Source organism: Pseudomonas sp. 2 (assembly GCF_056627435.1).
Genome location: NZ_JBWXNG010000005.1, coordinates 16,170 through 40,279 on the forward strand (window position 1 = coordinate 16,170; position 24,110 = coordinate 40,279).

19 protein-coding genes are annotated in these 24,110 nt (G+C 63.3%); 11 read left to right on the plus strand and 8 right to left on the minus strand.

Annotated features, from left to right (window positions below):
• Window positions 1–55: 55 nt before the first annotated feature.
• Window positions 56–1,300, minus strand: coding sequence for an OprD family porin (locus AC1MEK_RS09870; protein ID WP_480396087.1), 1,245 nt, complete (start codon window positions 1,298–1,300; stop codon window positions 56–58).
• Between the two features lie 366 nt (window positions 1,301–1,666).
• Here AC1MEK_RS09870 and AC1MEK_RS09875 point away from each other — a divergent pair, with 366 nt between their 5' ends.
• Window positions 1,667–2,554: a DMT family transporter gene (locus tag AC1MEK_RS09875; protein WP_480396088.1), complete on the plus strand. Its 888-nt coding sequence runs from the start codon at window positions 1,667–1,669 to the stop codon at window positions 2,552–2,554.
• A 182-nt stretch (window positions 2,555–2,736) separates the two neighbouring features.
• Here the strand turns inward: AC1MEK_RS09875 and AC1MEK_RS09880 are convergent, their stop codons facing one another.
• Entirely contained in the window at window positions 2,737–4,086 is a 1,350-nt protein-coding gene (locus tag AC1MEK_RS09880; RefSeq protein ID WP_480396089.1) for an MFS transporter, read from the minus strand.
• 287 nt (window positions 4,087–4,373) lie between these two features.
• Between AC1MEK_RS09880 and quiC the strand changes: the two genes are divergently transcribed.
• Window positions 4,374–6,281 (plus strand): 3-dehydroshikimate dehydratase QuiC, encoded by a 1,908-nt coding sequence (gene quiC / locus AC1MEK_RS09885; protein ID WP_480396090.1) that lies wholly within the window; start codon window positions 4,374–4,376, stop codon window positions 6,279–6,281.
• Window positions 6,282–6,370: 89 nt separating this feature from the next.
• Window positions 6,371–7,042 carry a TetR/AcrR family transcriptional regulator gene (locus tag AC1MEK_RS09890; RefSeq protein ID WP_480396091.1) on the plus strand — a complete coding sequence of 224 codons (672 nt, stop codon included), beginning with the start codon at window positions 6,371–6,373 and terminating at the stop codon, window positions 7,040–7,042.
• A gap of 164 nt (window positions 7,043–7,206) precedes the next feature.
• Here AC1MEK_RS09890 and AC1MEK_RS09895 read toward each other — a convergent pair whose 3' ends face one another.
• A complete protein-coding gene (locus tag AC1MEK_RS09895) occupies window positions 7,207–8,064 on the minus strand; it encodes a shikimate dehydrogenase (RefSeq protein WP_480396092.1) in 858 nt (285 codons plus the stop codon).
• A gap of 231 nt (window positions 8,065–8,295) precedes the next feature.
• Between AC1MEK_RS09895 and AC1MEK_RS09900 the strand changes: the two genes are divergently transcribed.
• The 4 genes from AC1MEK_RS09900 to AC1MEK_RS09915 all read left to right on the plus strand — a co-directional run bounded on the left by AC1MEK_RS09900 (window position 8,296) and on the right by AC1MEK_RS09915 (window position 12,678).
• Window positions 8,296–9,690 carry a DHA2 family efflux MFS transporter permease subunit gene (locus AC1MEK_RS09900; RefSeq protein ID WP_480396093.1) on the plus strand — a complete coding sequence of 465 codons (1,395 nt, stop codon included), beginning with the start codon at window positions 8,296–8,298 and terminating at the stop codon, window positions 9,688–9,690.
• A gap of 125 nt (window positions 9,691–9,815) precedes the next feature.
• A complete protein-coding gene (locus AC1MEK_RS09905) occupies window positions 9,816–10,583 on the plus strand; it encodes an SDR family NAD(P)-dependent oxidoreductase (RefSeq protein WP_480396094.1) in 768 nt (255 codons plus the stop codon).
• Window positions 10,584–10,611: 28 nt separating this feature from the next.
• Window positions 10,612–11,808 carry an acetyl-CoA C-acyltransferase gene (locus AC1MEK_RS09910; protein ID WP_480396095.1) on the plus strand — a complete coding sequence of 399 codons (1,197 nt, stop codon included), beginning with the start codon at window positions 10,612–10,614 and terminating at the stop codon, window positions 11,806–11,808.
• A gap of 96 nt (window positions 11,809–11,904) precedes the next feature.
• Window positions 11,905–12,678, plus strand: coding sequence for an enoyl-CoA hydratase (locus AC1MEK_RS09915; RefSeq protein ID WP_480396096.1), 774 nt, complete (start codon window positions 11,905–11,907; stop codon window positions 12,676–12,678).
• A 9-nt stretch (window positions 12,679–12,687) separates the two neighbouring features.
• On the opposite strand, the gene AC1MEK_RS09920 is transcribed toward AC1MEK_RS09915, so the two are convergent.
• Window positions 12,688–14,505: a type VI secretion system Vgr family protein gene (locus AC1MEK_RS09920; protein ID WP_480396414.1), complete on the minus strand. Its 1,818-nt coding sequence runs from the start codon at window positions 14,503–14,505 to the stop codon at window positions 12,688–12,690.
• A gap of 362 nt (window positions 14,506–14,867) precedes the next feature.
• Here AC1MEK_RS09920 and AC1MEK_RS09925 point away from each other — a divergent pair, with 362 nt between their 5' ends.
• Complete coding sequence (locus tag AC1MEK_RS09925; RefSeq protein ID WP_480396097.1) at window positions 14,868–15,572, plus strand: YebC/PmpR family DNA-binding transcriptional regulator; 705 nt, start codon at window positions 14,868–14,870, stop codon at window positions 15,570–15,572.
• 139 nt (window positions 15,573–15,711) lie between these two features.
• Here the strand turns inward: AC1MEK_RS09925 and AC1MEK_RS09930 are convergent, their stop codons facing one another.
• Both AC1MEK_RS09930 and AC1MEK_RS09935 read right to left on the minus strand, forming a co-directional pair.
• Window positions 15,712–17,010 (minus strand): leucine-rich repeat-containing protein kinase family protein, encoded by a 1,299-nt coding sequence (locus AC1MEK_RS09930; RefSeq protein WP_480396098.1) that lies wholly within the window; start codon window positions 17,008–17,010, stop codon window positions 15,712–15,714.
• 83 nt (window positions 17,011–17,093) lie between these two features.
• Window positions 17,094–17,642, minus strand: coding sequence for a TetR/AcrR family transcriptional regulator (locus AC1MEK_RS09935; protein WP_480396099.1), 549 nt, complete (start codon window positions 17,640–17,642; stop codon window positions 17,094–17,096).
• Between the two features lie 106 nt (window positions 17,643–17,748).
• On the opposite strand from AC1MEK_RS09935, the gene AC1MEK_RS09940 reads away from it, so the two are divergent.
• The 3 genes from AC1MEK_RS09940 (at window position 17,749) to AC1MEK_RS09950 (ending at window position 22,627) form a co-directional block, all read left to right on the plus strand.
• On the plus strand, window positions 17,749–18,960 hold the full coding sequence (locus tag AC1MEK_RS09940; protein WP_480396100.1) for an MFS transporter: 1,212 nt from the start codon (window positions 17,749–17,751) through the stop codon (window positions 18,958–18,960).
• 80 nt (window positions 18,961–19,040) lie between these two features.
• On the plus strand, window positions 19,041–20,954 hold the full coding sequence (locus AC1MEK_RS09945; RefSeq protein ID WP_480396101.1) for a propionyl-CoA synthetase: 1,914 nt from the start codon (window positions 19,041–19,043) through the stop codon (window positions 20,952–20,954).
• 74 nt (window positions 20,955–21,028) lie between these two features.
• Entirely contained in the window at window positions 21,029–22,627 is a 1,599-nt protein-coding gene (locus tag AC1MEK_RS09950; protein WP_480396102.1) for a lactate dehydrogenase, read from the plus strand.
• Window positions 22,628–22,737: 110 nt separating this feature from the next.
• Here AC1MEK_RS09950 and AC1MEK_RS09955 read toward each other — a convergent pair whose 3' ends face one another.
• Together AC1MEK_RS09955 and AC1MEK_RS09960 are read right to left on the minus strand one after the other, a co-directional pair.
• Window positions 22,738–23,496, minus strand: coding sequence for an anti-sigma factor family protein (locus AC1MEK_RS09955; RefSeq protein WP_480396103.1), 759 nt, complete (start codon window positions 23,494–23,496; stop codon window positions 22,738–22,740).
• Window positions 23,493–24,008 carry an RNA polymerase sigma factor gene (locus AC1MEK_RS09960; RefSeq protein WP_480396104.1) on the minus strand — a complete coding sequence of 172 codons (516 nt, stop codon included), beginning with the start codon at window positions 24,006–24,008 and terminating at the stop codon, window positions 23,493–23,495. The genes AC1MEK_RS09955 and AC1MEK_RS09960 overlap by 4 nt, the downstream gene beginning before the upstream one ends.
• Window positions 24,009–24,110 lie beyond the last annotated feature (102 nt).

Genomic DNA, 24,110 nt, shown 5'->3' on the forward strand with positions numbered 1-24,110 from the left:
TCGCCTGATCGATGGTTCGCGAATGAATTCGTTCCTACAGGTCATGTAGATTCGGTTACAACACCGAAATCGGGTAACTGACGATCAACCGATTCTCGTCGAACTGGTTGCTGCTGAAATCCCGGCGCATGGTCGAGTTGCGCCAGCGCAGCGACAGGTTCTTGAAGCTCCCGGCCTGGATCACATAGGCCAACTCCGACTCCCGCGCCCATTCCTCGCCATCGGTGATGCTGCCGGTGTGCACGTTGTCGCCCTTGATGTAGCGGTTCATCAGGGTCAGCCCCGGTACGCCCAGCGCGGCGAAATCGAAGTCATGGCGCACCTGCCACGAACGCTCGCGGGCGTTATCGAAGCTTGAGTTGTAACTGTCGTTGGCCAGGGTGCCGCCGCTGGTGCCGTTGACCCGCATCCAGGCGTTGTCGCCGCTGACTTTCTGCAAACCGACATAAAAGACGCTGGCCTGATATCGCGCCGACAGCAGCGCCGACCAGGTGCGGTTGTCCAGATCGCCCGCCCGCGCGCTGCCATCTTCCTTGCCGGTGAAGTACCCCAGATTGGCGCCCAGGGTCCAGCCGCCGAGGGTCTGGCTGTGGATCAGGTTGAGGTACTTCTGCTGGTAAATGTCCTCCAGTTGCGCGTACCAGACGCCGACCTGGGTGTGCTTGTCGTTGAAGCTGTACTCGGCGCCGCCGAAGTTGAAGCGATCGGAGGTGAACGCCGCCTTGCCGGTCATGGACATGTCTTCCATGCTCGCGTCATTGCGCGGGCTGTTGCCGCGGAACTGGCCACCGTACAGCGTCAGGCCAGCAAGCTCTCTGGAGGTGATCTGCCCGCCACGGAAGGTCTGCGGCAGCGAGCGGCCGTCATCGGCGCGCAGGATGGGCAGCACCGGCATCCATTCGCCCACTTTCAATTCGGTATTGGAAACCTTCGCCTTGGCCGCCACCGCCAGGCGCCCGAAGTCGTCGGCAGGGCGGCCGTCATCGTGAATCGGCAACAGCTGGGTGCCGCCCGAGCCCTTGCCGCCATCGAGCTTGACCGAGTACAGCCCCAGCGCGTCAACGCCAAAGCCGACGGTGCCGGGCGTATAGCCGGAGCGGGCATCGAGGATGAAGTTTTGCGTCCACTCCTGTGCGCCGCTTTGCGCGTTGGCCGGGTCGACGAAATTGCGGTTGATGAAGAAGTTGCGCAGGTTCAGGCCGACCTTGGCATCGTCGACGAATCCATCGGCCTGGGCGGCCAGTGGCGAGAGGGCGACGGCGGCGCAGAGCGAGCTGAGAACAGCAGACTTGTTGTGCATCGAGTGGACCTTTTTTGTAGTTATTGGCAAGGCGAAACGCAGGTCCATGGTGCGAGGGCGGGGTGGGCCGTTCAATTGGCCAGACCCGGTTGTGGGCGATTATCGAACGTTAATTAACCGGTTAGTACATTACTTAAATCAGTTTGCGGGATGATTGTTTAGAAGCCGTAGGGCAGTGGTGCGAGCTGCGTAGGAAACGACGTCAATCCAGCGAGGAATACTTTCATAATGTTTCATGTTTCCTTGGTGATCTGACAACGCCTTCTATATGCTTTCCCTGTCTATCGAGTGCTCTTGAAGAAGCAACGCAGCTACTGCCAGGCCACTGACCCGGCAGCGTATTCATGCAAGACCAAAGGACCGCTGATGAGTACCCCGAGCACGCCGCTCTCCGGCGTCAACCAGCCACTCAAGGGCATCGCGCTGATTGTCCTGGCGACGTTTCTGTTTTCCACCCACGACACCCTGTCCAAATACCTGTCCGGCATCTACCCGATCATGATGGTGGTCTGGGTGCGTTACGTGGTGCACACGGGGCTGATGGCGTGCATCTTCATGCCGTCGGCGGGGCTGCGCGTACTGCGCACCAAAAAGCCGGTGCTGCAGGCCTTGCGGGCCATGTGCCTGCTCGGCACCAGCCTGCTGTTCACCACGGGCCTGATGTACATCCCGATTGCCGAAGCCACGGCGGTCAACTTTCTTGCGCCGTTGTTGGTCACGGCGCTGTCGGTGCCGCTGCTCAAGGAAAAGGTCACCCGAGGGCAGTGGGTCGCGGTGCTGGTGGGTTTCAGCGGGGTGATGGTGATTGTCCATCCCGGTGGCGAGTTGTTCACCCCGGCGGTGCTGCTGCCGCTGGCCTCGGCCTTGTGTTTCGCGTTTTATCAATTGCTGACCCGGCTGGTTGCACCCCATGACAGCCCGACCACCAGCAACTTCTTCGCCGGGCTGTTCAACACCCTGTTGATGAGCGCCATCGTGCCGTTCTTCTGGCAAGCGCCGGAGTGGAAACACATTCCGTTCATGCTGGCGCTGGGCACCTGCGGGATGGTCGCGCACCTGATGCTGACCCAGGCCTTCCGCTTCGCCGCTCCGGCGATCCTGGCGCCGTTCAGTTATTGCCAGATCGTGTTTGCCGGGTTGTGGGGCTTTATCGTCTTCAACCACGCGCCATCCCTTACAGCCCAGGCAGGCATCGCGATCATCTGCCTCAGCGGCCTGGCGGCGGCGTGGCAGCAGCGCAAGAAGGGTGGATAGCAGTGACGCCAGTGGGAGTGAGCTTGCGCACGAACGCGGTGTGACCTGCCCCATATGTTTGAAGGTCCTGACGTATTCGTGAGCAAGCTCACTCCCACAGTTACGTTATCCACGCAGGTTTGATGCAAACAAAAAGGGCCGCACATGATCGTGCAGCCCTTTATTTTTTGCCGCCAGTCAAATCACTCGGTGGCCGCCTCGACCTTGCGCGGCGCCATGAAGTACAGCCACAGCAGCGCAATGAAGTACATCGCCGGGATCAGGGTGAACAGCACCGCATAGTTGTTGTTGGTCGCGGTCAGCACCGCGCCGACGATCTGGGTCATGAACATCCCGCCGATGGCCGCGCACATGCCGCCGAAGCCGAACACCGTGCTCATCATGTGCTTGGGCGTGTAGTCCATTACCAGGCTCCAGATGTTGGCGGTCCAGGCCTGGTGCGCGCCGACGGCCAGGGCGATGGCGGCCACGGCCACCCACAATCCGCTGGCGTTGGCGGCGAACACCACGCAGATGATGGTCAGGGCGAAGATCAGCATCGAGATCAGCCGCGAGGTGGCAGGGCGCATGCCGCGACCGATCAGCCACGACGAGAGAATGCCGCCGCCAATGCTGCCGAAGTCGGCGGTGAGCCAGATCAGCATCAGCGGGATGCCCATCTGCGTCACGCTGATCCCCAGGTTGTATTGCTGATTGAGAAACGGCGGCAGCCAGTACAGGTAGAACCAGAACACCGGCGCGGTCATGGCGTAGGCCAGGGCGAAGGCCCAGGTGCCGCGCATTTTCAGGATGCGTGAGAACGGCACCTTCTCGGCGACGGGCTCGGGTTCGCTTTCCTGGTTGATGTAGTCCAGTTCGCTCTGGCGGACAGTGGGGTGCTCTTCAGGGTTGAAGTATTTCAGGCGCCAAGTGATGACCCACACCAGTCCCAGGGTGCCCATGCAAATGAATGCCGCCTGCCAGCCCCACACGCTGAGAATCAGCGGCAACAGCGCCGGGGTGACCATGGCGCCGACGTTGGTGCCGGCGTTGAAGATGCCGGTGGCCACCGCGCGTTCACCGGCGGGGAACCACAACCGTGTGGTCTTGACGCAAGCCGGGTAGTTGGCCGCTTCGGTCATGCCGAGAATGAAACGGCAGACCATGAAACCCACCGCCGAGGTCGCCAGGCCATGGGCGCCGGTGGCGAAACTCCAGAGCAACACGGCGAGAAAAAACGCGCGTTTCACGCCGACCTTGTCGATGAAGCGGCCTTGCAGCACGAAGCCGATGGCGTAGCCGACCTGGAACCAGAAGTTGATGTTGGCGTAGTCCATCGCCGTCCAGCTCATCTGTTTGGCCAGGATCGGTTGCATCACGCCCAGGGCGGCGCGGTCGATGTAGTTCAGGGCGGTGGCGAAGAACACCAGGGCCAGCATGCCCCAGCGGGTCTTGCCGACGGCGAGGGCGCCACGGATCTTTTCGCCGATTCCGGCGTGGGGGTGCACGGGCGTGGCTGCGGCCGGCGCAGGCGTAGCAGGGTATGAGCGCATGAGCATTTAACCTGTCTTGGAATTGTTATGGTCTTGTTCGGGTGTCGCTGGGCGATGCCTGGCATCGGTTGAAACCGTGTCCTTGTCCGACAATGTGCAGTCGATGTTGGGCGCCGGGGCCGTGACCGTCAATTGACTGAGGACGCTTTTGGGCGATTATCGAACACAAAACTAACCAGTCCGTACATTTAAATTGCAGTGGCAGAATACCGGGAGAATAATCGCTTTGACACCTGAGCACGCACACAAGAACGCTCTTTCAGGTGCCTTCAGTCAGGAGTCAGAACATGCAGCGCTCGATCGCCACCGTTTCCTTGAGCGGCACCCTGCCGGAAAAGCTCGAAGCCATTGCCGCCGCCGGATTCGACGGCGTTGAAATCTTCGAGAACGACCTTCTTTACTACGATGGCAGCCCGCGCAACGTGCGGCAGATGTGCGCCGATCTGGGCATCGCCATCACGCTGTTCCAGCCGTTTCGCGACTTCGAGGGATGTCGCCGCGACCGCCTGCAGCGCAACGTCGACCGCGCCGAGCGCAAGTTCGACCTGATGCAGGAACTTGGCACTGACCTGGTGCTGGTGTGCAGCAACACCGCAGCCGACTCCCTCGGTGAAGAAAGCATCCTGCTCGACGACCTGTCGCTGTTGGCCGAGCGCGCCGGTGCACGCAATCTGCGGGTGGGTTACGAGGCGCTGGCCTGGGGCCATCACGTAAACACCTGGCAGCAGGTGTGGAATCTGGTGCGCCAGGTCGACCATCCGGCGCTGGGCGTGTTGCTCGACAGCTTCCACACCCTGTCGCTCAAGGGCGATCCGAGCGCGATCGCCGACATTCCCGGCAACAAGATCTTTTTCGTGCAAATGGCTGATGCACCGGTGCTGGCCATGGACGTGCTGGAGTGGAGCCGGCATTTCCGCTGCTTCCCGGGCCAGGGCGAGTTCGACCTGCCGGGCTTCCTCGCGCCGATCCTGCGCAGTGGCTACAAGGGGCCACTGTCGCTGGAAATCTTCAACGACGGTTTCCGCGCCGCGCCGCCGCGGGCCAATGCCGCCGACGGTCTGCGTTCGCTGTTGTATCTGGAGGAAAAGACTCGCCTGTTGCTGGAAAAAGAGCAGCAGCCGGTCGAACCGAAACTGCTGTTCAGCCCGCCCGCGGCGAGCACCTATGACGGTGTCGAGTTTCTCGAGTTCGCCGTGGATGACGCCCAGGGCGCGCGTCTGGCCGGCTGGCTGGAAAATCTCGGCTTCGCCAGGCTCGGCCAGCACCGCTCCAAGGCTGTGAGCCTGTTGGGGCAAGGCGACATCAAGATCGTGCTCAACGCCGAACCCTATTCATTCGCCCACAGTTTTTTCGAATCCCACGGTCCTTCGCTGTGCGCCACCGCCTTGCGCGTGGCCAACGCCGATGCTGCGCTCGAGCGAGCACGGCAGTACAAGGGCCAGCCCTATCGTGGGCTGGTCGGGCCGAACGAGCGGGAAATCCCGGCGGTGCGTGCGCCGGATGGCAGCCTGATCTATCTGGTCGAAGGCGCAGCGCCGGGGCAGTCGATCTACGACAGCGACTTCAATGTCAACGCCACGGCACCGGTCGAGGGCGGGCTGCAACGCATCGATCACATGGCCATGGCGCTGCCCGCCGACAGCCTCGACAGCTGGGTGCTGTTTTACAAGAGCCTGCTGGACTTCGAAGCCGACGACGAAGTGGTGCTGCCTGACCCTTACGGGCTGGTGAAAAGCCGCGCGCTGCGCAGCCAGTGCAGCACGGTGCGCCTGCCGTTGAACATTTCGGAAAACCGTAACACGGCGATTTCCCACGCACTGTCCAGTTATCGTGGCTCGGGCGTGCATCACATCGCGTTTTCCTGTGACGACATCTTCGCCCAGGTCGCTCGCGCCAAGGAGGCGGGCGTGCAGCTGCTGGATATCCCGCTCAACTATTACGACGATCTGGCGGCGCGTTTCGACTTCGACGACGAGTTCCTCAGCGAACTGGCCTACTACAACGTGCTGTATGACCGCGATGCCAACGGCGGCGAGCTGTTTCACGTCTACACCGAGGCGTTCGACGGGCGGTTTTTCTTCGAAATCCTGCAGCGCAAGAACGGCTATGTCGGGTACGGTGCCGCCAACGTAGCGGTGCGTCTGGCGGCGATGGCCAAGTCGCGCAGCGGCTCGACGCGCCAGACCCGCCTGTGAAGGGCTGATGGCAAGCTGGCATATGCCGCTTCCGTAACGCGGTCATGGGGCTCATACTGGCGCGATTGAACCGTGGTCGTGAGCCCAGCATGAAAAATGTCGACGATACCCTCGCAGAAGCGCCCGTAGAGGCGCCACGCAAGGGCCGCAAGAACAATCCGGAAAAGACCCGCGACGGCATCCTCCAGGCTGCCGTCGCCGAGTTCGTCGCCCAGGGTCTGTCAGGCGCCCGCGTCGACTCCATCGCCGAACGCACCCAGACATCCAAACGGATGATCTACTACTACTTCAACAGTAAGGAACAGCTCTACGCCGAGGTGCTGGAGAAGCTCTACGGCGACATTCGCCACACTGAAAGCAGCCTCAAGCTCGACGTCCTCGCGCCCATGGACGCGATCCGCCGGCTGGTGGAGTTCACCTTCGATCACCACGACCGCAACGTCGATTTCGTGCGCATCGTCTGCATCGAGAACATCCACAACGGCGACAACGTCAAACAGTCCCCGACCATCCGCGCCTTGAGCCAGAACGTATTGCACGCGCTGGACGAGACCTTGCGTCGCGGGGAACAGGAAGGGGTGTTCAGGAAGGGTGTACAGGCGGTGGACCTGCACATGCTGATCAGCTCGTTCTGCTTCTATCGCGTGTCCAACCGCCACACGTTCTCGGAGATTTTCCAGATCGACCTGGAAAACCAGGACACCCGCGAACGGCACAAGGCGATGATCAGCGATTCGGTGACGCGGTATCTGATGCCCTGAGCCGGGGCGCACGCGATCCTCGGTTGATCGCGAATCAACCCGAGGCCAGACGCCCCTCCTGTAGGAGCGAATTCATTCGCGAAAATGATTCATGCGCTGCATCTCTATCGCCTGAAAGATCTTCGCGAATAAATTCGCTCCTACAGTTTCGACCCGCGTGAGTCTTACAGCGTCTTGAAAAACGCCTGCATCCGCGCCGCATCGGCCTTCTCGCCAGTGAACAACTCGAACGCCTTCACTGCCTGAAACACCGCCATGGTGCTGCCGTCCAGCGTGCGGCAGCCCAGGCGTCGGGCGTCGGCGAGCAGTTGCGTCTGCAGCGGGAAGTAGACGATCTCCGCCACCCACAACCGCGCATGCAGCAGCTCAGCCGCCACCGGCGTACCCGGCAACTTGCTCATGCCCACCGGCGTGGTATTGACCAGCCCGTCGGCCTGGGCCACAGCCGTCGGCAGATCCAGCCCGACCTTGGCCCGGCCGGGGCCGAAATGCGCGTTGAGGTTGTCCACCAGGCTCTGCGCGCGGCCGGGGTCGACCTCGAAAATGCTCAACTGCTCGACGCCTTCGCTGAGCAGCGCGTGGGCCACCGCCGCTCCGGCGCCACCGGCACCCATCTGGACCACGCGGCCGCGGGCGACATCCGCCAGCCCTCGACGAAAGCCTTCGGCGAACCCCAGGCAATCGGTGTTGTGGCCGATGCGCTTGCCGTCGCGGAACACCACGGTGTTGACCGCGCCGATGCTGCGCGCCTCGACCGACAGCTCATCGAGCAGGGGAATCACCGCCTGTTTGCACGGGAAGGTGATGTTCAGCCCGGTAAACCCCGTGCGCTGAGCACCTTCGATCAGTTGCGGCAGGGCGGTGACGTCGAGCTTCTGGGCGTCCAGGTCGATGATCCGGTACAGGTAGCGCATGCCCTGGGCATCGCCTTCGTGTTCGTGCAGGGAGGGCGTGCGGGAAGCCTGGATGCCGGCGCCGATGAGGCCCGCGAGAATGGAAGGGCGTGCAGCTGTGGAGGTCATGTCGTTCACTCTTGTTATGGGGCTCTGCGTTGGAAAGCGGCCTGGTTGAATAAAATGTACCAGATAGTTAATTCTGCGAAAGCCCCGCGTCATCTCGCTGGACGGCAATGCGTTCGATAATCGCCCGGTTCCTTGAAGCACTGGTGACTGAGGTGAATTCGCGATGCCCGTAACAGCTTGAAACAGTTACCCTAGAGCATCGCCCGCCACTGGATGCAAGGAACCGCGCGCATGTCGCAACGCCAATCGACGCACATCGCCCTGCTGGTGGCGGTGACGTTCTTCATGGAAAACCTCGATGCCACCGTGATCGCCACCGCCTTGCCGGAAATGGCCAGGACCTTCGGCGTGGCCGCGGTGGACCTGAACATCGGCATGAGCGCCTACATGCTGGCGATCGCCGCGTTCATTCCCATCAGCGGCTGGCTGGCCGATCGCCTGGGCTCGCGGCAGGTGTTCGGCGGTGCGATTGTGCTGTTCACCCTGTCATCACTGTTCTGCGGCATGAGCACCAGCCTGGAAACCTTCGTCGCCGCAAGGGTGCTGCAGGGCATCAGCGGGGCGATGATGGTGCCGGTCGGGCGCCTGGCCGTGATGCGCGCCACCGAGAAAAAGGACCTGGTGCGGGCCATTTCCCTGATCACCTGGCCAGGGTTGGTGGCGCCGGTGTTGGGGCCGCCGCTGGGCGGTTTTATCGTCACCCATGCCTCGTGGCCGTGGATCTTTTACCTGAACCTGCCGCTGGGCGTGCTGGCGCTGATCGCCACCTGGGTGCTGATTCCGGCGCGCAACGAGGTGAATGACCGGCCGTTCGATTTGCTCGGTTTCGTGCTGGTGGCCATCGGCTGTTGCGCCTTGCTCTACGGCATGGAAATGCTGGGGCAGGGGCGCACCGGTCACTGGCCGGGCCTGCTGGTCACGGGCACCGGGTTGATCTGCGGCGTGCTGGCGTGGCTGCACATGCGCAAACGTGCCGAGCCGCTGATGAACGTGGCGGTGATCGGCATTCGGACCTTCAGCGTGTCGCTGCTGGGCGGCTCGGTGTTTCGCATTGCTATCAGCACCTTGCCATTTTTGTTGCCGCTGATGTTCCAGCTGGGCTTTGGCCTGTCGGCGTTCGACTCGGGGTTGCTGGTGCTCGGCGTGTTTGCGGGCAATCTGGCGATGAAGCCGTTTACCAGTATGGTCATGCAGCGTTGGGGGTTTCGTCAGGTGCTGATGGCCAACGGCCTGATCGGCGTGATCGCCATCGCCGCCTGCGCCTTGCTCGACGAGCACATGGCCTGGCCGCTGATTCTGCTGATCCTGTTCATTGGCGGCCTGTCGCGCTCGATGCAGTTCACCGCCTTCAATACGCTGGGTTTTGCCGACGTGCCCAAGGCGCAGATGAGTCACGCCTCGACCCTGTTCAGCATGTTCTTCCAGTTGAGCATGGGCCTGGGCGTGGCGATCGCCGCGCTGTTGCTGCGCGGGTCGATGTACCTGCATGGCAACACCGGCCAGGCGACTACTGGTGATTTTCAGCTGACGTTCCTCTGGGTTGCGCTGATTGCCTTGCTGGCCCTGCTGGACAACCGGCGGCTGTCGGCGCAGTCCGGGGAGGCGGTGTTGCAGCGCAAGGCCTGAAGGCTGCCCAAAAGCGTCACCCGCACTGCGCGCTTTGACTATTGCCGATTCTTCCTCGGGGGCGGAGTATTTCGCTGTTTGAGTCATCAAAGCCACAACAATAAAAGTGTAAGGAAGACACCCTCATGCAGATCCAAGGCAAGGTATTTCTGGTCAGTGGCGGCGCATCGGGGCTCGGTGCGGCCACGGCGCAGATGCTGATCGAGGCGGGCGCCCGCGTCATGCTGGTCGACGTCAACGCCCAGGCCCTTGAGGCGCAGGTCGGGCAACTGGGCAGCAACGCCCGGGCCAGTGTCACCGACATCACCGATGAGGCCGCCGCCCAGGCTGCGGTCGACAAGACCCTGGCCGAATTCGGGCAGGTCAATGGGCTGATCAACTGCGCCGGCATCGTCGGTGCCGAAAAGATCCTCGGCAAGGAAGGCCCCCACGCACTGGCCAGTTTCAGCCGGGTGATCAACGTCAACCTGATCGGCAGTTTCAACCTGCTGCGCCTGGTTTCGGCGGCCATGGCCCAGGCCGATGCCGATGAAGGCGGCGAGCGCGGTGTGATCGTCAACACCGCTTCGGTGGCTGCCTACGACGGCCAGATCGGCCAGGCCGCGTACGCGGCGTCCAAGGGCGCGATCGCCAGCCTGACATTGCCCGCCGCCCGGGAGCTGGCGCGCTTCGGCATTCGGGTGATGACCATCGCCCCGGGCATTTTCGAAACGCCGATGATGGCCGGCATGACCCCGCAAGTGCGCGAGAGCCTGTCCGCCGGGGTGCCGTTTCCGCAGCGCCTGGGCAAACCCGCCGAATACGCGGCGCTGGTCCGCCACATCATCGAAAACACCATGCTCAACGGCGAAGTGATCCGTCTGGACGGCGCCCTGCGCATGGCGGCTCGCTAATCGAACCCGCTGATCGAGGAGAAACATCATGTCACTGAACGAACGCCAGGATCCGGTCGTGATCGTCAGCGCCGTGCGCACGCCCATGGGCGGGTTTCAAGGCGATTTGAGCAGCCAGACCGCGCCGCAACTGGGTGCGGTGGCCATTCGCGCGGCCGTCGAGCGGGCCGGTGTGGCCGCCGCGGATATCGAACAGGTGCTGTTCGGCTGCGTGCTGCCGGCAGGCCTGGGCCAGGCCCCGGCGAGGCAAGCGGCGCTGGGTGCTGGCCTTGGCAATGGCACGCTGTGCACCACGCTGAACAAGATGTGCGGCTCGGGGATGCAGGCCGCGATCATGGGCCACGACCTGTTGCTGGCCGGCAGCGCTGAAGTGGTGATCGCTGGCGGCATGGAAAGCATGTCCAACGCGCCGTATCTGCTGGACAAAGCCCGTGGCGGCTACCGCATGGGCCACGGCAAGATCATCGACCACATGTTTTTCGACGGCCTGGAAGACGCCTACGAGCGCGGCCGTCTGATGGGCACCTTCGCCGAAGAATGCGCATCGTTCGAAGGCTTCAGCCGCGAGGCCCAGGACGCGTTCGCCATCGCCTCGCTGACCCGGGCCCAGGAGGCGATCAAGCGCGGCAGCTTCGATGCCGAAATCGTGCCGGTGCAGGTCACGGTCGGCAAAGAGCAGAAAACCATCACCCAGGACGAACAACCGCCCAAGGCCAGGCTGGACAAGATCCCCGGCCTCAAGCCCGCGTTTCGCGAGGGCGGCACGGTGACGGCGGCCAACTCCAGCTCGATTTCCGATGGCGCGGCGGCGCTGGTGCTGATGCGCCAGTCCGAAGCTGAACGCAGGGGCCTCAAGCCGCTGGCAGTGATTCGGGGTCACGCGGCCTATGCCAACAAGCCGGGCCTGTTTCCCACCGCGCCGATTGGCGCCATTGAAAAGCTGATGGGCAAGACCGGTTGGGCGCTGAGTGAAGTCGATCTGTTCGAGATCAACGAAGCCTTCGCCGTGGTCGCGCTGGTGGCCATGAGCAAGCTGGGCTTGCCCCATGAGAAGGTCAACGTCAACGGCGGCGCCTGTGCGCTGGGGCATCCGATCGGCGCGTCAGGCGCGCGGATTCTGGTGACCCTGCTCTCGGCCCTCAGGCAGCGCGGCCTGCAACGCGGCGTTGCGGCCATCTGCATCGGTGGCGGCGAGGCGACGGCAATGGCGATCGAGCTGGTTTAAACACGAATAGTGCGTACACCGCACATACCGTAGCAGCCGGGCTTGCCCGCGGGAGCGCCCGCAAGGCCGACCACAAAGTCAAACGGAAGAACAACCATGAGCTACACAACCATCCTCAAGGAAATCAAAGGCCGCGTCGCGCTGATCACCCTCAACCGCCCCGAGGCGCTGAACGCCCTCAACGCGCAGTTGATCAACGAACTGAACCATGCGCTCGATGAGTTGGAAAGCGACCGTAACATCGGCTGCATCGTGCTCACAGGCTCGGCCAAGGCCTTCGCCGCCGGTGCCGACATCAAGGAAATGGCCGAGCTGACCTACCCGCAGATCTACCTCGACGACCTGTTCAGCGAAAGCGACCGAGTGGCCAACCGGCGCAAACCGATCATCGCGGCGGTGTCCGGCTTTGCCCTGGGCGGTGGCTGCGAGCTGGCCCTGATGTGCGACTTCATTCTGGCCGCCGACACCGCGAAGTTCGGCCAGCCGGAAATCAAGCTGGGCGTGTTGCCGGGCATGGGCGGCACCCAGCGCCTGACCCGCGCAGTGGGCAAGGCCAAGGCCATGGAAATGTGCCTGACCGGGCGCATGATCGATGCCGTCGAGGCCGAGCGTTCGGGGTTGGTGGCGCGCATCGTGCCTCAGGATCAACTGCTCGAAGAGGCGCTGAAAGTCGCCCAGAGCATTGCCGCCAAGTCGCTGCCGGTGGCGATGATGGTCAAGGAAAGCGTCAACCGCGCCTTCGAGGTCAACCTGACCGAGGGCGTGCGTTTCGAGCGCCGGGTGTTCCATGCCGCGTTCGCCAGTGCCGACCAGAAAGAAGGCATGGCGGCGTTCATCGAAAAGCGCGAGCCGAACTTCCAGCACCGCTGAGCCAGCGTTTCAGCACCGCCGCAAAAAACTCTGCAAAGGCCGACAGTGCCCGGGATGAACCAGCCACAGCGGATCGCCCGGGCGTTGTGTGAAGCCATACAGGCGGGCAAGCGCCTGGGGTGTCAGGCCAAGCCAGCCCTGTGCGTCGCTCTGGCCCTCGAACAGGATGTCGCGGGCCGGGATGCGCGCCAGCTGCGCCATATCAGGCGTGGGCATGCGTACGATGTACCAGGTGCAGTGTGCCAGCGGGCGCTGGTGGTCCTGCGGGTGCATCAGTTGCAGGTCCTGGATCCCAGGGGCGTGATCCGTCACCCTGACGACAGACCCATGGGGGCGCCCGTCGATGCCGTTTCGGGTCATGTTCAGCGTCGCCAACGCACTGCGCAGCGACATCGCCACCGGGCTGTCGATGTGCAGCCGCTCACCATCACGCAATTGCACAATCGATCCCTGGGCTTGCTGCGCCGCGCCGTCCAGGTGCAGGACGTGGTGCAGGTGGGTGAGCGGGGGATGATCATCGCTGTGCACGGCACACACCACGGGTTGATCGGGATCGCCTTCGAAAAACGCCACCTGCAGTCGCGCTCCCGCCTGCAGGGTGTCGATGCCGCTGACCAGCCGGGCCCAGCTGTCCGCAGCACTGGTTTGCCAGTCGTAACGAATCCGCACTCTGCCCGCGGTATCGGCCCGGGTGTCGATCAGGGTCGCGGGAAGGGTCCCGGACACGAGCGGTTTTGAGTGTTCCAGCGACGGGCGATAGGGCATGGTCCAGGGAATCACTCGAAACCGGTTGCTGTAGCTTTCCAGACGCGACTGCTCGAAGCCTTGGCCGAGGTCACGGGGACCCGCTCCAAAGGTCTTTGCCAGATCGTCCGTTGCCATGGCTTGAAGAATCCGGATAACGTTTTGCGCATCGCTGCCACGCAGCGGTTCCAGCCGCCGGGCGCGGTGCCATACCTCGGTCAGCAGCCACTGATCGTTGAACAGGGCATCCGGGTGGCCTTCGATACGGATCACGTGCCCGCAGCGGAACCAGGGGTGGGTGCTGCGTCCCATGATTTCCCGGCGTTCGCAACGCAGATGTTCCAGCATCCGCACGCTGAGCTGGTGGCGGTGCCCCGGGGTGCTCGATGCTGCACATGGCAACCAGAGCGGCTGGTTGTCGGCTTCGTGTTGGCGGGCGTCCATCGCCAGTGGCGGTGCGTAGCCCTCGCCCAGATGGCTGGCGTAGCAGGTCCGGCTGGAGAACTGCTCGGCCAGATGCTCGACCTGTGCCGCCACGGGCCATTCGGGAAAGCCGGCAGGGTCATCGCAAAACACCACCACGCAGTCGTGTTCGCGCTGTTCGAATCGATAACTGATGCCTTCTTCTTCACACAGCCTTTGCAGCAGATGCAGATCGCTTTCGTCGAACTGCACGCAATGTTCCCTGGGCGGGTACTGGCCGGTGAGGTGCTCGAACCTGAATGCGTGACGGCCGACCAGTTGCTCGATGATCTGCACAACGCTGAGGCCGTTGTACGTGTGGCGCCTCGGCTGGCTGGCCAGGCGTTGCAACGGCGGCATCAGGCGCACGCGGTACAGGCTCAGCTGCGGACCCTTGACCAGACGCCGCGCGGTGTGGATCTGCCCGTGGACGCTGTTGGCCGGGGATTGGCCCAGGGTGAAGCTCAGGCTGGCATCGCGATCCAGCCACGCCGTGCAGTCCAGTTGCCCCTCGCGGCTGACCAGGTCGACATCAAAGCAGAACGGCGCATTCAGACGCTCCCGGCCCTGGATGCCGATGACCTGCAGATCGCCTGGCATCTGCGCGAAGGTCAACGTCATTGTCACGTGCTGGTCCTGATGCATTGGCGCTCTGCCTTGAAAATTCGAGGGGCAGAGGGTACGAAAACCCGCCGTTCAAAAGGGCGCTTTCAGAATTTTCGGAAATGCCCTACAAACCGCATCTGCATATCCGGTGCGCTGTGATGCCGTTTTCCTCGAAACTTATCGCTCGCCGTTTGATCGAGGAACACGCGACAGGGGTTTTTTCTGGCGCTATCGCGTATAAAATGCGCCGGGCGCCGGCAATCCGTAGCGGCGCAGGAATTATCGATCACCCTTTTCAAGCATTTATCGAAAGCCGCCCGACGCGCCATGTCGGACGAGCCTTGCGGTCAATCGCCACCGGAACAAAGAGAGCAATCATGGGCGCACAGTGGAAGGTCAAACACAAAGAAGCAGCAGCCAACGCCAAGGGCAAGATTTTCGGCAAGCTGTCCAAGGAGATCATGATTGCCGCGCGTTCTGGCGCCGACCCTGACATGAACTCGCGCCTGCGTCTGGTGGTCGAGCAGGCGAAGAAGGCCTCGATGCCGCGCGATACCCTGGAGCGGGCGATCAAGAAGGGCGCAGGCCTGTTGGGTGAGCACGTTCACTTCGAAAAACTGACCTACGAAGGTTTCGCCCCGCATCAGGTGCCGGTGATCATCGAGTGCCTGACCGACAACGTGAACCGTACCGTCGCCGAGATCCGCGTGCTGTTCCGCAAGGGCCAGCTGGGTGCGGCCGGTTCCGTGTCCTGGGACTTCGAACATCTGGGCATGATCGAAGCCGTGGCCGAGAAGGCCGACGTCGATCCTGACGAAGCCGCCATCGAGGCCGGTGCCCAGGATGTGGAAGCCGGTGACGACGGCGTGACCCTGTTCTACACCGAAACCACCGACCTGGACGCCGTGTGCAAGGCGCTGCCGGAGCAGGGCTTCACCGTCGAATCGGCGAAGATCGGCTACCGCCCGAAAAACCCGGTATCGGGCCTGAGCGACGAGCAGATGGCTGAAGTCGAGGCGTTCCTGGAAGCCATCGACAACCACGATGACGTGCAGAACGTCTACGTCGGGTTGGCGGGTTAAGCAATAGCGTTCGCTGAAGCACCCTCGATCCTGTAGGAGCGAACTTATTCGCGATGCGATGGATCAGGCGATAAAGATGTATCGTCTGATCCGGCCTCTCGCGAATGAATTCGCTCCTACAGTTCGATTGGCGCCAGATTCAGGAAGTCGGTTCAGCCATGAGAAGTGCCGCCACTTCTGAAAAGCGTGGTCTGGCCATGACTTCTCTCTGCACACAGCGCGCCTGCAACCCCCGCAACAGGGCCACCTGCGCCTCACTGGCGTCACAACACGCCAGCAACTCCCCCAGCAGAATCCCGAACGCCTGCACTTCGATGCGTTCCAGCCGCGCTCCCGTCTCGGCATCCGGATAAAACGCCGCTGCGCCGAAATCCCCCAGCAGGCAGTCGCCGTTTTCCGCCCAGAGAATATTGTGGGCGTACAGATCGCCGTGGTTGATGCCGCGTGCATGCAGATGGCGGCAGGCAGACGCGATGCCGCTGGCCATGCGCTGGACCGTCGCCAGGTTCAGCCGTGTGCCGTTGTAGACGTCCCGGGTACAGGATTGAAGGCTCGGTGGCCGGGCCAGGGTGCTGAAACGCGGGGCAATCAACGCCATCACCAAGCCTTTGGCGTTCTGCGGATGGCTGCAGATCTGGCCCAGCACCGGAATCAGGTCCGAGTGCTGCCCGGCGGCGATGCAGGCGGCCATTTCATTGAGCGGCGAGCCATCGCTGGTCAGCTCGCCCTTGTACAGCTTGACCGCCACATCCTGAACGCTGCCTTCTTCATCGCGCCATTCGCCGCGCTGGATCACCCCGGAAGCGCCTTCGCCGAGCACGTCGTGCAGCGTAATTTGCGGCCAGGGAATCTGCCGGATCGGCTCTTCGACATGGGCGTCGTTCAACGGGTTGCCCGAGAACGCCAGCCAGGCTAGCGAAGGCATGTCCAGCAGCCACTGCGGCAGTTGGCGGATGCGGTTGGCGGCGATGCGCACCAGCTCCAGCTTGTTACAGGACGCCAGCGAGGGCGGCAGGGCGGTGAGCCGGTTGCCCGCCATCATCAGCTTTTGCAAGTGCTCGAATTGCCCGAGTTCGTCGGGCAGTGACTCGATGCGGTTGTCGGTCAGCACCAGCGAGCGCAGCCGTGGCGGCAGGGCGCGGGGTGAGACTTCGACGATCTGGCAGGACTTGAAGCCAATGAAAAACAGCTGCTCGCAGCCGGCCAGCGCTTCGGGAAGGCGGGTAAAGGGGTTGTTGGAGCAGAACAGGATCTGCAGGTGCTTGAGCCGGTGCAGGTCGGCCGGCAGGTCGGTCAACTGGTTGCCGGAAAGGTTCAGCACCTGCAGCGAGTCGGCGAGGCTGAAGATCTCTTCGGGAAAATGCGTCAGGCCGCAGCTCAGGTCCAGCCGGGTGATGCCTGCCAGTTTGCCGGCGCGCAGGTCTGCGAGGGTGTGCATGGGAAGGGTCGCCATGGTTCAGGGCCCGCCATCATAACGACTCGGCGGGCACCCTGGCTAACCGGGCGGGCAACGCCGGCGATTCAGCCCAGGCAGCGGTCCAGCAACTGGTACATGCGTTCGAGGGTGGGCGCCGCTTCTGCGTAGAGAATGCGATAGACCATCGGCGCCACTACTGCATCGATCAGTTCGTCGGCACTGGGGCTGCGTTCGCCGCGCTCCTGCGCGCGATCGATGATGATCTGCAACTGATCGCGGACGATGTTCAGGCATTTACCCGAGCACAGCGTGGCGCTGCTGCCGATCACGTCGCGCATCATTTCGCGGCCCGGGGCCGAGCTGGTTTCTTCCAGGTACACCTCGACCCAGGTGCGCAGGTCGGCGCGCAGGTTGCCGCAGTCCACCGGTTCGTCGGGACGCAGGCGCTCGACGGCGGCGTCGGCCAGCAGCGAGGTCAGATCGCCCCAGCGCCGGTAGATGGTCGAAGGCGTGACGCCCGCACGCGCCGCAATCATGGGCACGCTGAGGGCGGAGCGTTCCTGTTCCTGCAACAGATCACGCACGGCGGCGTGGATCGATGTCTGCACCCGGGCGCTGCGCCCGCCGGTGCGAATGCCTTCTTTGATAGCCATGAAGCGGACCCTAACACAAAGTATTTGCTTTAAGCGTTTTTTGCTCGCACACTCGCTAAAGCAAATTCTTAGCTTTTAATGCGCGCTTTTTCGGGAGAGTTTACCCGTGTCTGATTCTTTGCAGAACCCGCGAGACGATGGTCGGAGCCCGCGACAGGGTCACCTGATGTATCTGGCCTTGGTGATGCTCTGCTTTTTTGCCGCCTCCAGTGCGCCGACGCCGCTGTATCACTTGTATCAGCAGGCCTGGGGGTTCTCATCGGCCTTGCTGACGCTGATCTTTGCGGTCTACGCGCTGAGCCTGCTGACCACCTTGCTGGTGTTCGGCTCGCTGTCTGACTATCTCGGGCGGCGGCCGGTGATTCTTGCGGCATTGCTGCTGGAAATCCTCTCGATGCTGCTGTTCATCGGTGCCAGCGACGTCGCCTGGCTGATCGCCGCGCGCACCTTGCAGGGCGTGGCCACCGGCATTGCCTCCAGTGCCTTGGCTGCGGCCATGCTCGACACCGATCAGCAACAGGGCCCGCTGGTGAACAGCATCACGCCGATGTTCGGCATGGCCGTGGGCGCGCTGGGTACTGGCCTGCTGGTGGAGTTCGCGCCGCTGCCGATGCGGCTGGCCTATGCCGTGCTGCTGGCGGCCTTTGTGGTGCAGGCGCTGTACCTGTGGCGGGTGGCGGAAACCGTGACGCCTCAGGCCGGCGTGCTGCGATCCCTGAAACCTGCCATGCACGTGCCGCCCCAGGCCCGCAGCACCTTGCTGCTGGTGTTGCCGGCCGACATCGCGGCCTGGGCATTGGGCGGATTCTTCCTGTCGCTGGCGCCCTCACTGCTGGCCGCGGCCACCGGCTCGACCTCGGTGGTCAACGGCGGGCTGGCGGTGGCGGCGCTGACCATCAGCGGCGCGGTGTCGATCATGAACCTGCGCCTGAAGGCGCCACGCCTGGCGTTGCGTGTGGGCACCAGCTTCCTGGCGGCCGGCGTGTCGGTGGTGCTGGTGGCGGTCAACCTGGGCTGGCTGTGGCTGTTTTTCACCGGTGCGGTGGTCGCTGGTATCGGTTTCGGCGCAAGTTTTCTCGGCTCGTTGCGCCTGCTGCTGCCGCTGGCCCATGCCCACGAGCGCGCCGGGTTGATGTCGACCTTCCTGGTGCTCAGTTACCTGGCGTTCTGCGTGCCGGCGCTGATCGCCGGGCTGGCGGTCAAGACCGAAGGGCTGATCGTCACCACCAACGTCTACGGCGCGGTCGTGGTGGTGCTGGCATTGCTGGCGCTGGGCGGCCTGCTGCTGCAACGCCGCGAACATCCGGAAACGGCATAGGCCACCGCTCGACCTGCGTTCATCCGTGCATCTGCTAGCTTCATTCCTGTCCTCACAAGAACAAGCACAGGGATCCATGGATGAACGATCAGAACGGTGCGCCGCACAGCCCACCCATTGCCGCGCACTACGACTCGCATTACCACCACTCCATCAGCGACCCGCAAACCTACTGGGCCGAGCAGGCCCGGCAGGTGGTCTGGTATCGCCAGCCGCAACAGATTCTGCAAACCCTGCCCGACGGCACCCATCGCTGGTTCGCCGACGGCTCGCTGAACAGCTGCTACCTGGCGCTGGACCGGCAGATCGAACTGGGCCGTGGCGAACAACAAGCACTGATCTACGACTCACCCGTGACCGGCCAGCAGGCCAGCTACACCTACCACCAATTGCGCGATGAAGTGGCGCGGCTGGCGGGGTTGCTGGTCAAGTTGGGCGTAGGAAAAGGCGACGGCGTGATCATCTATATGCCGATGGTGCCCCAAGCGGCGATGGCCATGCTGGCCTGCGCGCGGATCGGCGCCATCCATTCGGTGGTGTTCGGTGGTTTCGCCGCCCATGAACTGGCACTGCGCATCGACGATCTGAAACCCCGGTTATTGCTCACCGCCTCCTGCGGGCTGGAATTCGATCGAGTGATCCCCTACAAACCGCTGGTGGACAAGGCCCTAGACCTGGCCAAACACCAGCCCGATCAGGTGCTGGTGTGGCAGCGCCCGCAATCGCTGGCATCCCTGGTGCCAGGCCGCGATCTGGACTGGCAGGCCGCGCTGCAAGGCGTCGAACCCGTGGCGCCGGTCCCGCTAGCGAGCAGCGATCCGCTGTACATCCTCTATACCTCTGGCACCACCGGCAAACCCAAGGGCATCGTGCGGGAAAACGGCGGGCATGCGGTGGCGATGCTCTACACCTTGCAGCAGGTCTACGGCATGCGCGCTGGGGACGTGTGGTGGGGCGTTTCGGACGTGGGTTGGGTGGTGGGCCATACGCTGATCGTCTACGGGCCGCTGATGGCCGGCTGCACCAGCGTGTTCTATGAAGGCAAACCGGTGCGCACGCCGGACGCGGGCGCCTATTGGCGGGTCATCGAGCAGTATCGGGTCAATGCGCTGTTCTGCGCGCCGACGGCCATGCGGGCAATTCGCAAGGAGGACCCGCAAGGCGAGCTGCTCAAGGGCCGCGACCTGAGTTCCATTCGGCAATTGTTTCTGGCCGGGGAGAAACTCGACTCCAGTACCCACCAATGGCTGGAACAATTGACCGGCAAACCGGTGCTCGACCACTGGTGGCAGACCGAAACCGGCTGGCCGGTGACGGCGCCGTGTCTCGGGCTGCAAGGCCATGTATCGGCACCGGGTTCGAGCAACCGTGCAGTGCCGGGCTACGCGGTGCAGGTCATGGACGAGGAGGGCAAGCTGCTACCAGCGGGCGAGCAGGGCTCGATCGTCATCGCGCTGCCGCTGCCGCCGGGTTGCAGCCAGACGCTGTGGGGCGATCATCAGCGTTATCTGGCGGCATACCTGCAGGCCTTTCCCGGCTACTACAACACCGGCGACGGTGGCTACGTCGATGGCGACGGGCTGGTGTACATCATGGGGCGCACGGACGATGTGATTAACGTGTCCGGCCACCGGCTGTCCACCGGCGAAATGGAAGATTTGGTCGGCCAGCATCCGGCGGTGGCGGAGAGCGCCGTCATCGGCGTGCACGATGAAATCAAGGGGCAGGTGCCGCTGGCGCTGGTGGTGCTCAAGGATGGCGCGCCCTTCGATGCTGGGCAGGTGCAGCAGCAATTGATTGCACAGGTGCGTGAACACATCGGCGCGCTGGCCTGCTTCAACCGCGTGGTGGTGGTCAAGCGCCTGCCCAAGACCCGCTCGGGCAAGACCTTGCGCGCGGTGCTGCGAAAGATCGCCGACGGCGAGGCGTATGCCGTTCCGGCGACCATCGATGACCCGGCCATTTTGCAGGAGATCGCCGCAAGCCTTGCCTGATACGGCTCAAGTTGTCAGGGCAGTTGCCGACACACCGGGTAGGAAAATACGTCCTGTACGAGCAAGGACCTGCCATGTCAGCGATATCTGCCGTTTCTGTCATTCAGCCTCAAGTGGCGGCCAAGGTGGCCGCCAACGAGCCTGCCATCAATACCACTGCCGTTACCAGTGCCAGCACAGGTTCGGCTGCGGACACCGTGACCCTGGGCCAGAACACCCGCGTGACCGACGCCCAGACCTACACCGCCCAGGGCGTCATCACCAACCCTGACGTACCGCCTGCCTGGGAGTACACGCAACAGGACAAGGTGTCGCTGAACATGACCGGCAACTTCGCCAGTTCCGGCGTCGGCTCCCGCTTCCAGGGCCTGGGCGCGACCTTGCTGGCGCAACTGGCCGAGACTGGCAAGAACATCTCGCAATCGGTGATCCGTTCTTCGACCGGCCGGGCGCTTGCGCCGGCGGAACTGACCGCTGCGCAGAACAAGCTGCACAGCAATGCGGCGGACAACAGCATCAGCCTGACCCTCAAGACCGCCAGCGGCAAGACCGTGCAACTGACCCTGACCAGCTCGGATAACGGCCTGGCGGTGCAGGCGCAGGTCAGCGGTGGGGAATTGAGCGACGAGGAACAACTGGCGCTGGGCAAAATGGCCGATGGCTTTCAGGACGCCATCAACGGCCTGACCGCCAAGCCGCCGCAATTGAAACTCGATGCCTTGACTCAGTTCGATTCCAGCGTGTTTTCGTCGGTGGACCTGGACACCCGCATCAAGCTCGATGACAACAACGTGCAGACGCTGACGCTGCACGCCGATGCCGATGGCCGCTCGGTGCGCATGAGCGGCGCTTCCGGGGATCTGGATGTCTCGGTGGACCTGAAAAACAGCGCCATCCTCGGCGACGCCAACCAGCAGGCCAAGGCGCTGAAAAGTTATGTGAGCCAGATCGAGGCGGCACGCAAGCGCGGCGACGGTGATGCGCAGCTGCTGTCGATGTTCCAGGACGCGTTCACCACGCTGCACAGCCATTACCCCGACACTCGCGCAGCCACGGCGCCGCAGACCGTCAGCTCCATCGATTTGACCGATACCGACCACGGCCTGCTGACTGGCCTTGGCGATTTCAGCGCGTCGGTCACCGAGAAGGGCAGCGAAGGCAACCCGGCACGGCCCGGCGAGCTGGACTCTTTCGCCTACAAGCTGTCCCAGGCCACCCAATCGAAGGGCCGCGATCAGCTCAACCGCAGCATCGTCCAGGATCAGCAATCTTCGCTGGTGGCCAGCTTCCACAAGCCGCTGCCAGGCGCGGGCAAGCTGGACCTGTCCAAAGACCCGGCCTCGCAGAATTACCTGTATTACCAGATCAACGACCAGGCCAGCAGCAAGACCAGCATCGGTTACGAGAAGGGCGCGCTGGTCAACGCCACGGTGGCCCAGTCGGCAAGCCAGACCACACGGATTTCGCGTTACGTGATGGGGCATCTGGAATCGGACGCCACCACGCCGGTGAAATCGTCGAAAACCCAGAACTTCTTGCACGTGCTGCAGCAGGCGATTCAGGAGGACAAGGAAGCGAAACAGGGACGCGGGACTTCGTGGCTGAAAGACACCTTGGCCAGCCTGCAGGACAGGATCATGTTGCAGCCGGATCCAGCGAAGTTGAACGGGTGATGGCGGTTATCGCCCAACCCGCCCCGTAGCAGTCCGGCTTGCCGGCGACAGCGATCTTGAGGATGTCTCGCCGGCAAGCCGGACTGCTACGGGGCGGGTGCTTTATCTGGTCAGATCGGCCGCTTCAACGCCAGCCGCGCCGCCTGGGCCGCCGGGTCGTCCGCCGGGCTGACCATCGCATAGTTGTAACCGCCGCCGGACCAGTAATCGGCCTGCAACTCGCCATCGCGGCGGGTGCCGCGCGGCAACATGCGGTGGTTTTCCACGGGCGGGCGAATGTAGAAGCTCAGCGTGCGCCCCTGGGCATCCTTGTACACCACCATCGCCGCCGCGCCCTGTTCGGTGCTGCTCAGTCGCCCACTGACCGGCTTGAACCCGACCGACTCAAGGTCCGGCAGGCGGTTGGCCTGGGCGAAGTTCTTGTCCAGCCAGACCTGCACATTGTTCGGTTTGGCGGTGTTCCAGTCTGTGGCCGCATTGTCGTTGAGGGCGAACATGCGGTAGGCCTGCACCGCGTCGGCCATGGGCAGCACGCCGCTGGCCAGCGTCAGTTCCCGCGCCTGCCAGCCGGTCAGCCCGCCGACGCACACCGCCAACAGCAGCATCGCGGCGCTGGCCAGATGTCGGCTGCGGTTACGACGCAAGCGTTGGCGAATGAAGGCCGGGTCCAGATCCGGGTTCATCGGCCGGTGCAAGTCGCCGCTCAGGCCGGCCCGCAGGTTCTGCGCGTCCAGTTGCCAGGCCAGTACCTGTTTCGCCAGTTCCGGGTTGGCCGCCAGCCAGGTTTCCATGGTCTGCCGGTCGGCATCGTCGAGCTTGCCGTCGACGTAGGCGTGCAAGTCGCGTTCACTGGGGGGCAAGGTAATCATTTGAGTATCCGCAGAGCAGGGGTGGTGATTTCGCCTTCGCTGAGCTGGCGCAAAGCCTGACGCGCGCGAGACAGACGGGACATGACGGTGCCCACCGGTACATCGAGAATGTCGGCGACTTCCTTGTAGCTCAGGCCTTCGACCGACACCCACAGCAGCAGGGCGCGCTGTTCGGTGTTGAGCCGCTCGAACGCCTGGAGCGTGGTCTGGGCGACGACGGTCCGCTCCACGGACGGCTCGTACGGCTCCTCGTCACGGCCGCCGGTGAACAGCTCGAGCATGCGGCTGTAGCGACGCGAACGTCGGTGATTGTCGACGAACTGGCGATAGAGAATGGAAAACAGCCAGGCGCGCAGGTCGCCTTCGGGGCGCCGGTGGGTCCAGGCCGACAGGGCCTTTTCCAGGCTGGCCTGAACCAAGTCATCGGCGCTGCTGTAATCGCGGGTCAGCGACACGGCAAAGCGGCGCAGACGCGGCAACAGCTCGCGTAATTGATCGTCGACATCATTCATGGGTGGGCTTCCAGGTCGAAGGCTCGACCGCTCGGATCGTATGCAGGGGAAGACGTCTGTCGGAGAAGAATATTCCTGCGTCCTGAAAATAAATATTGGCCG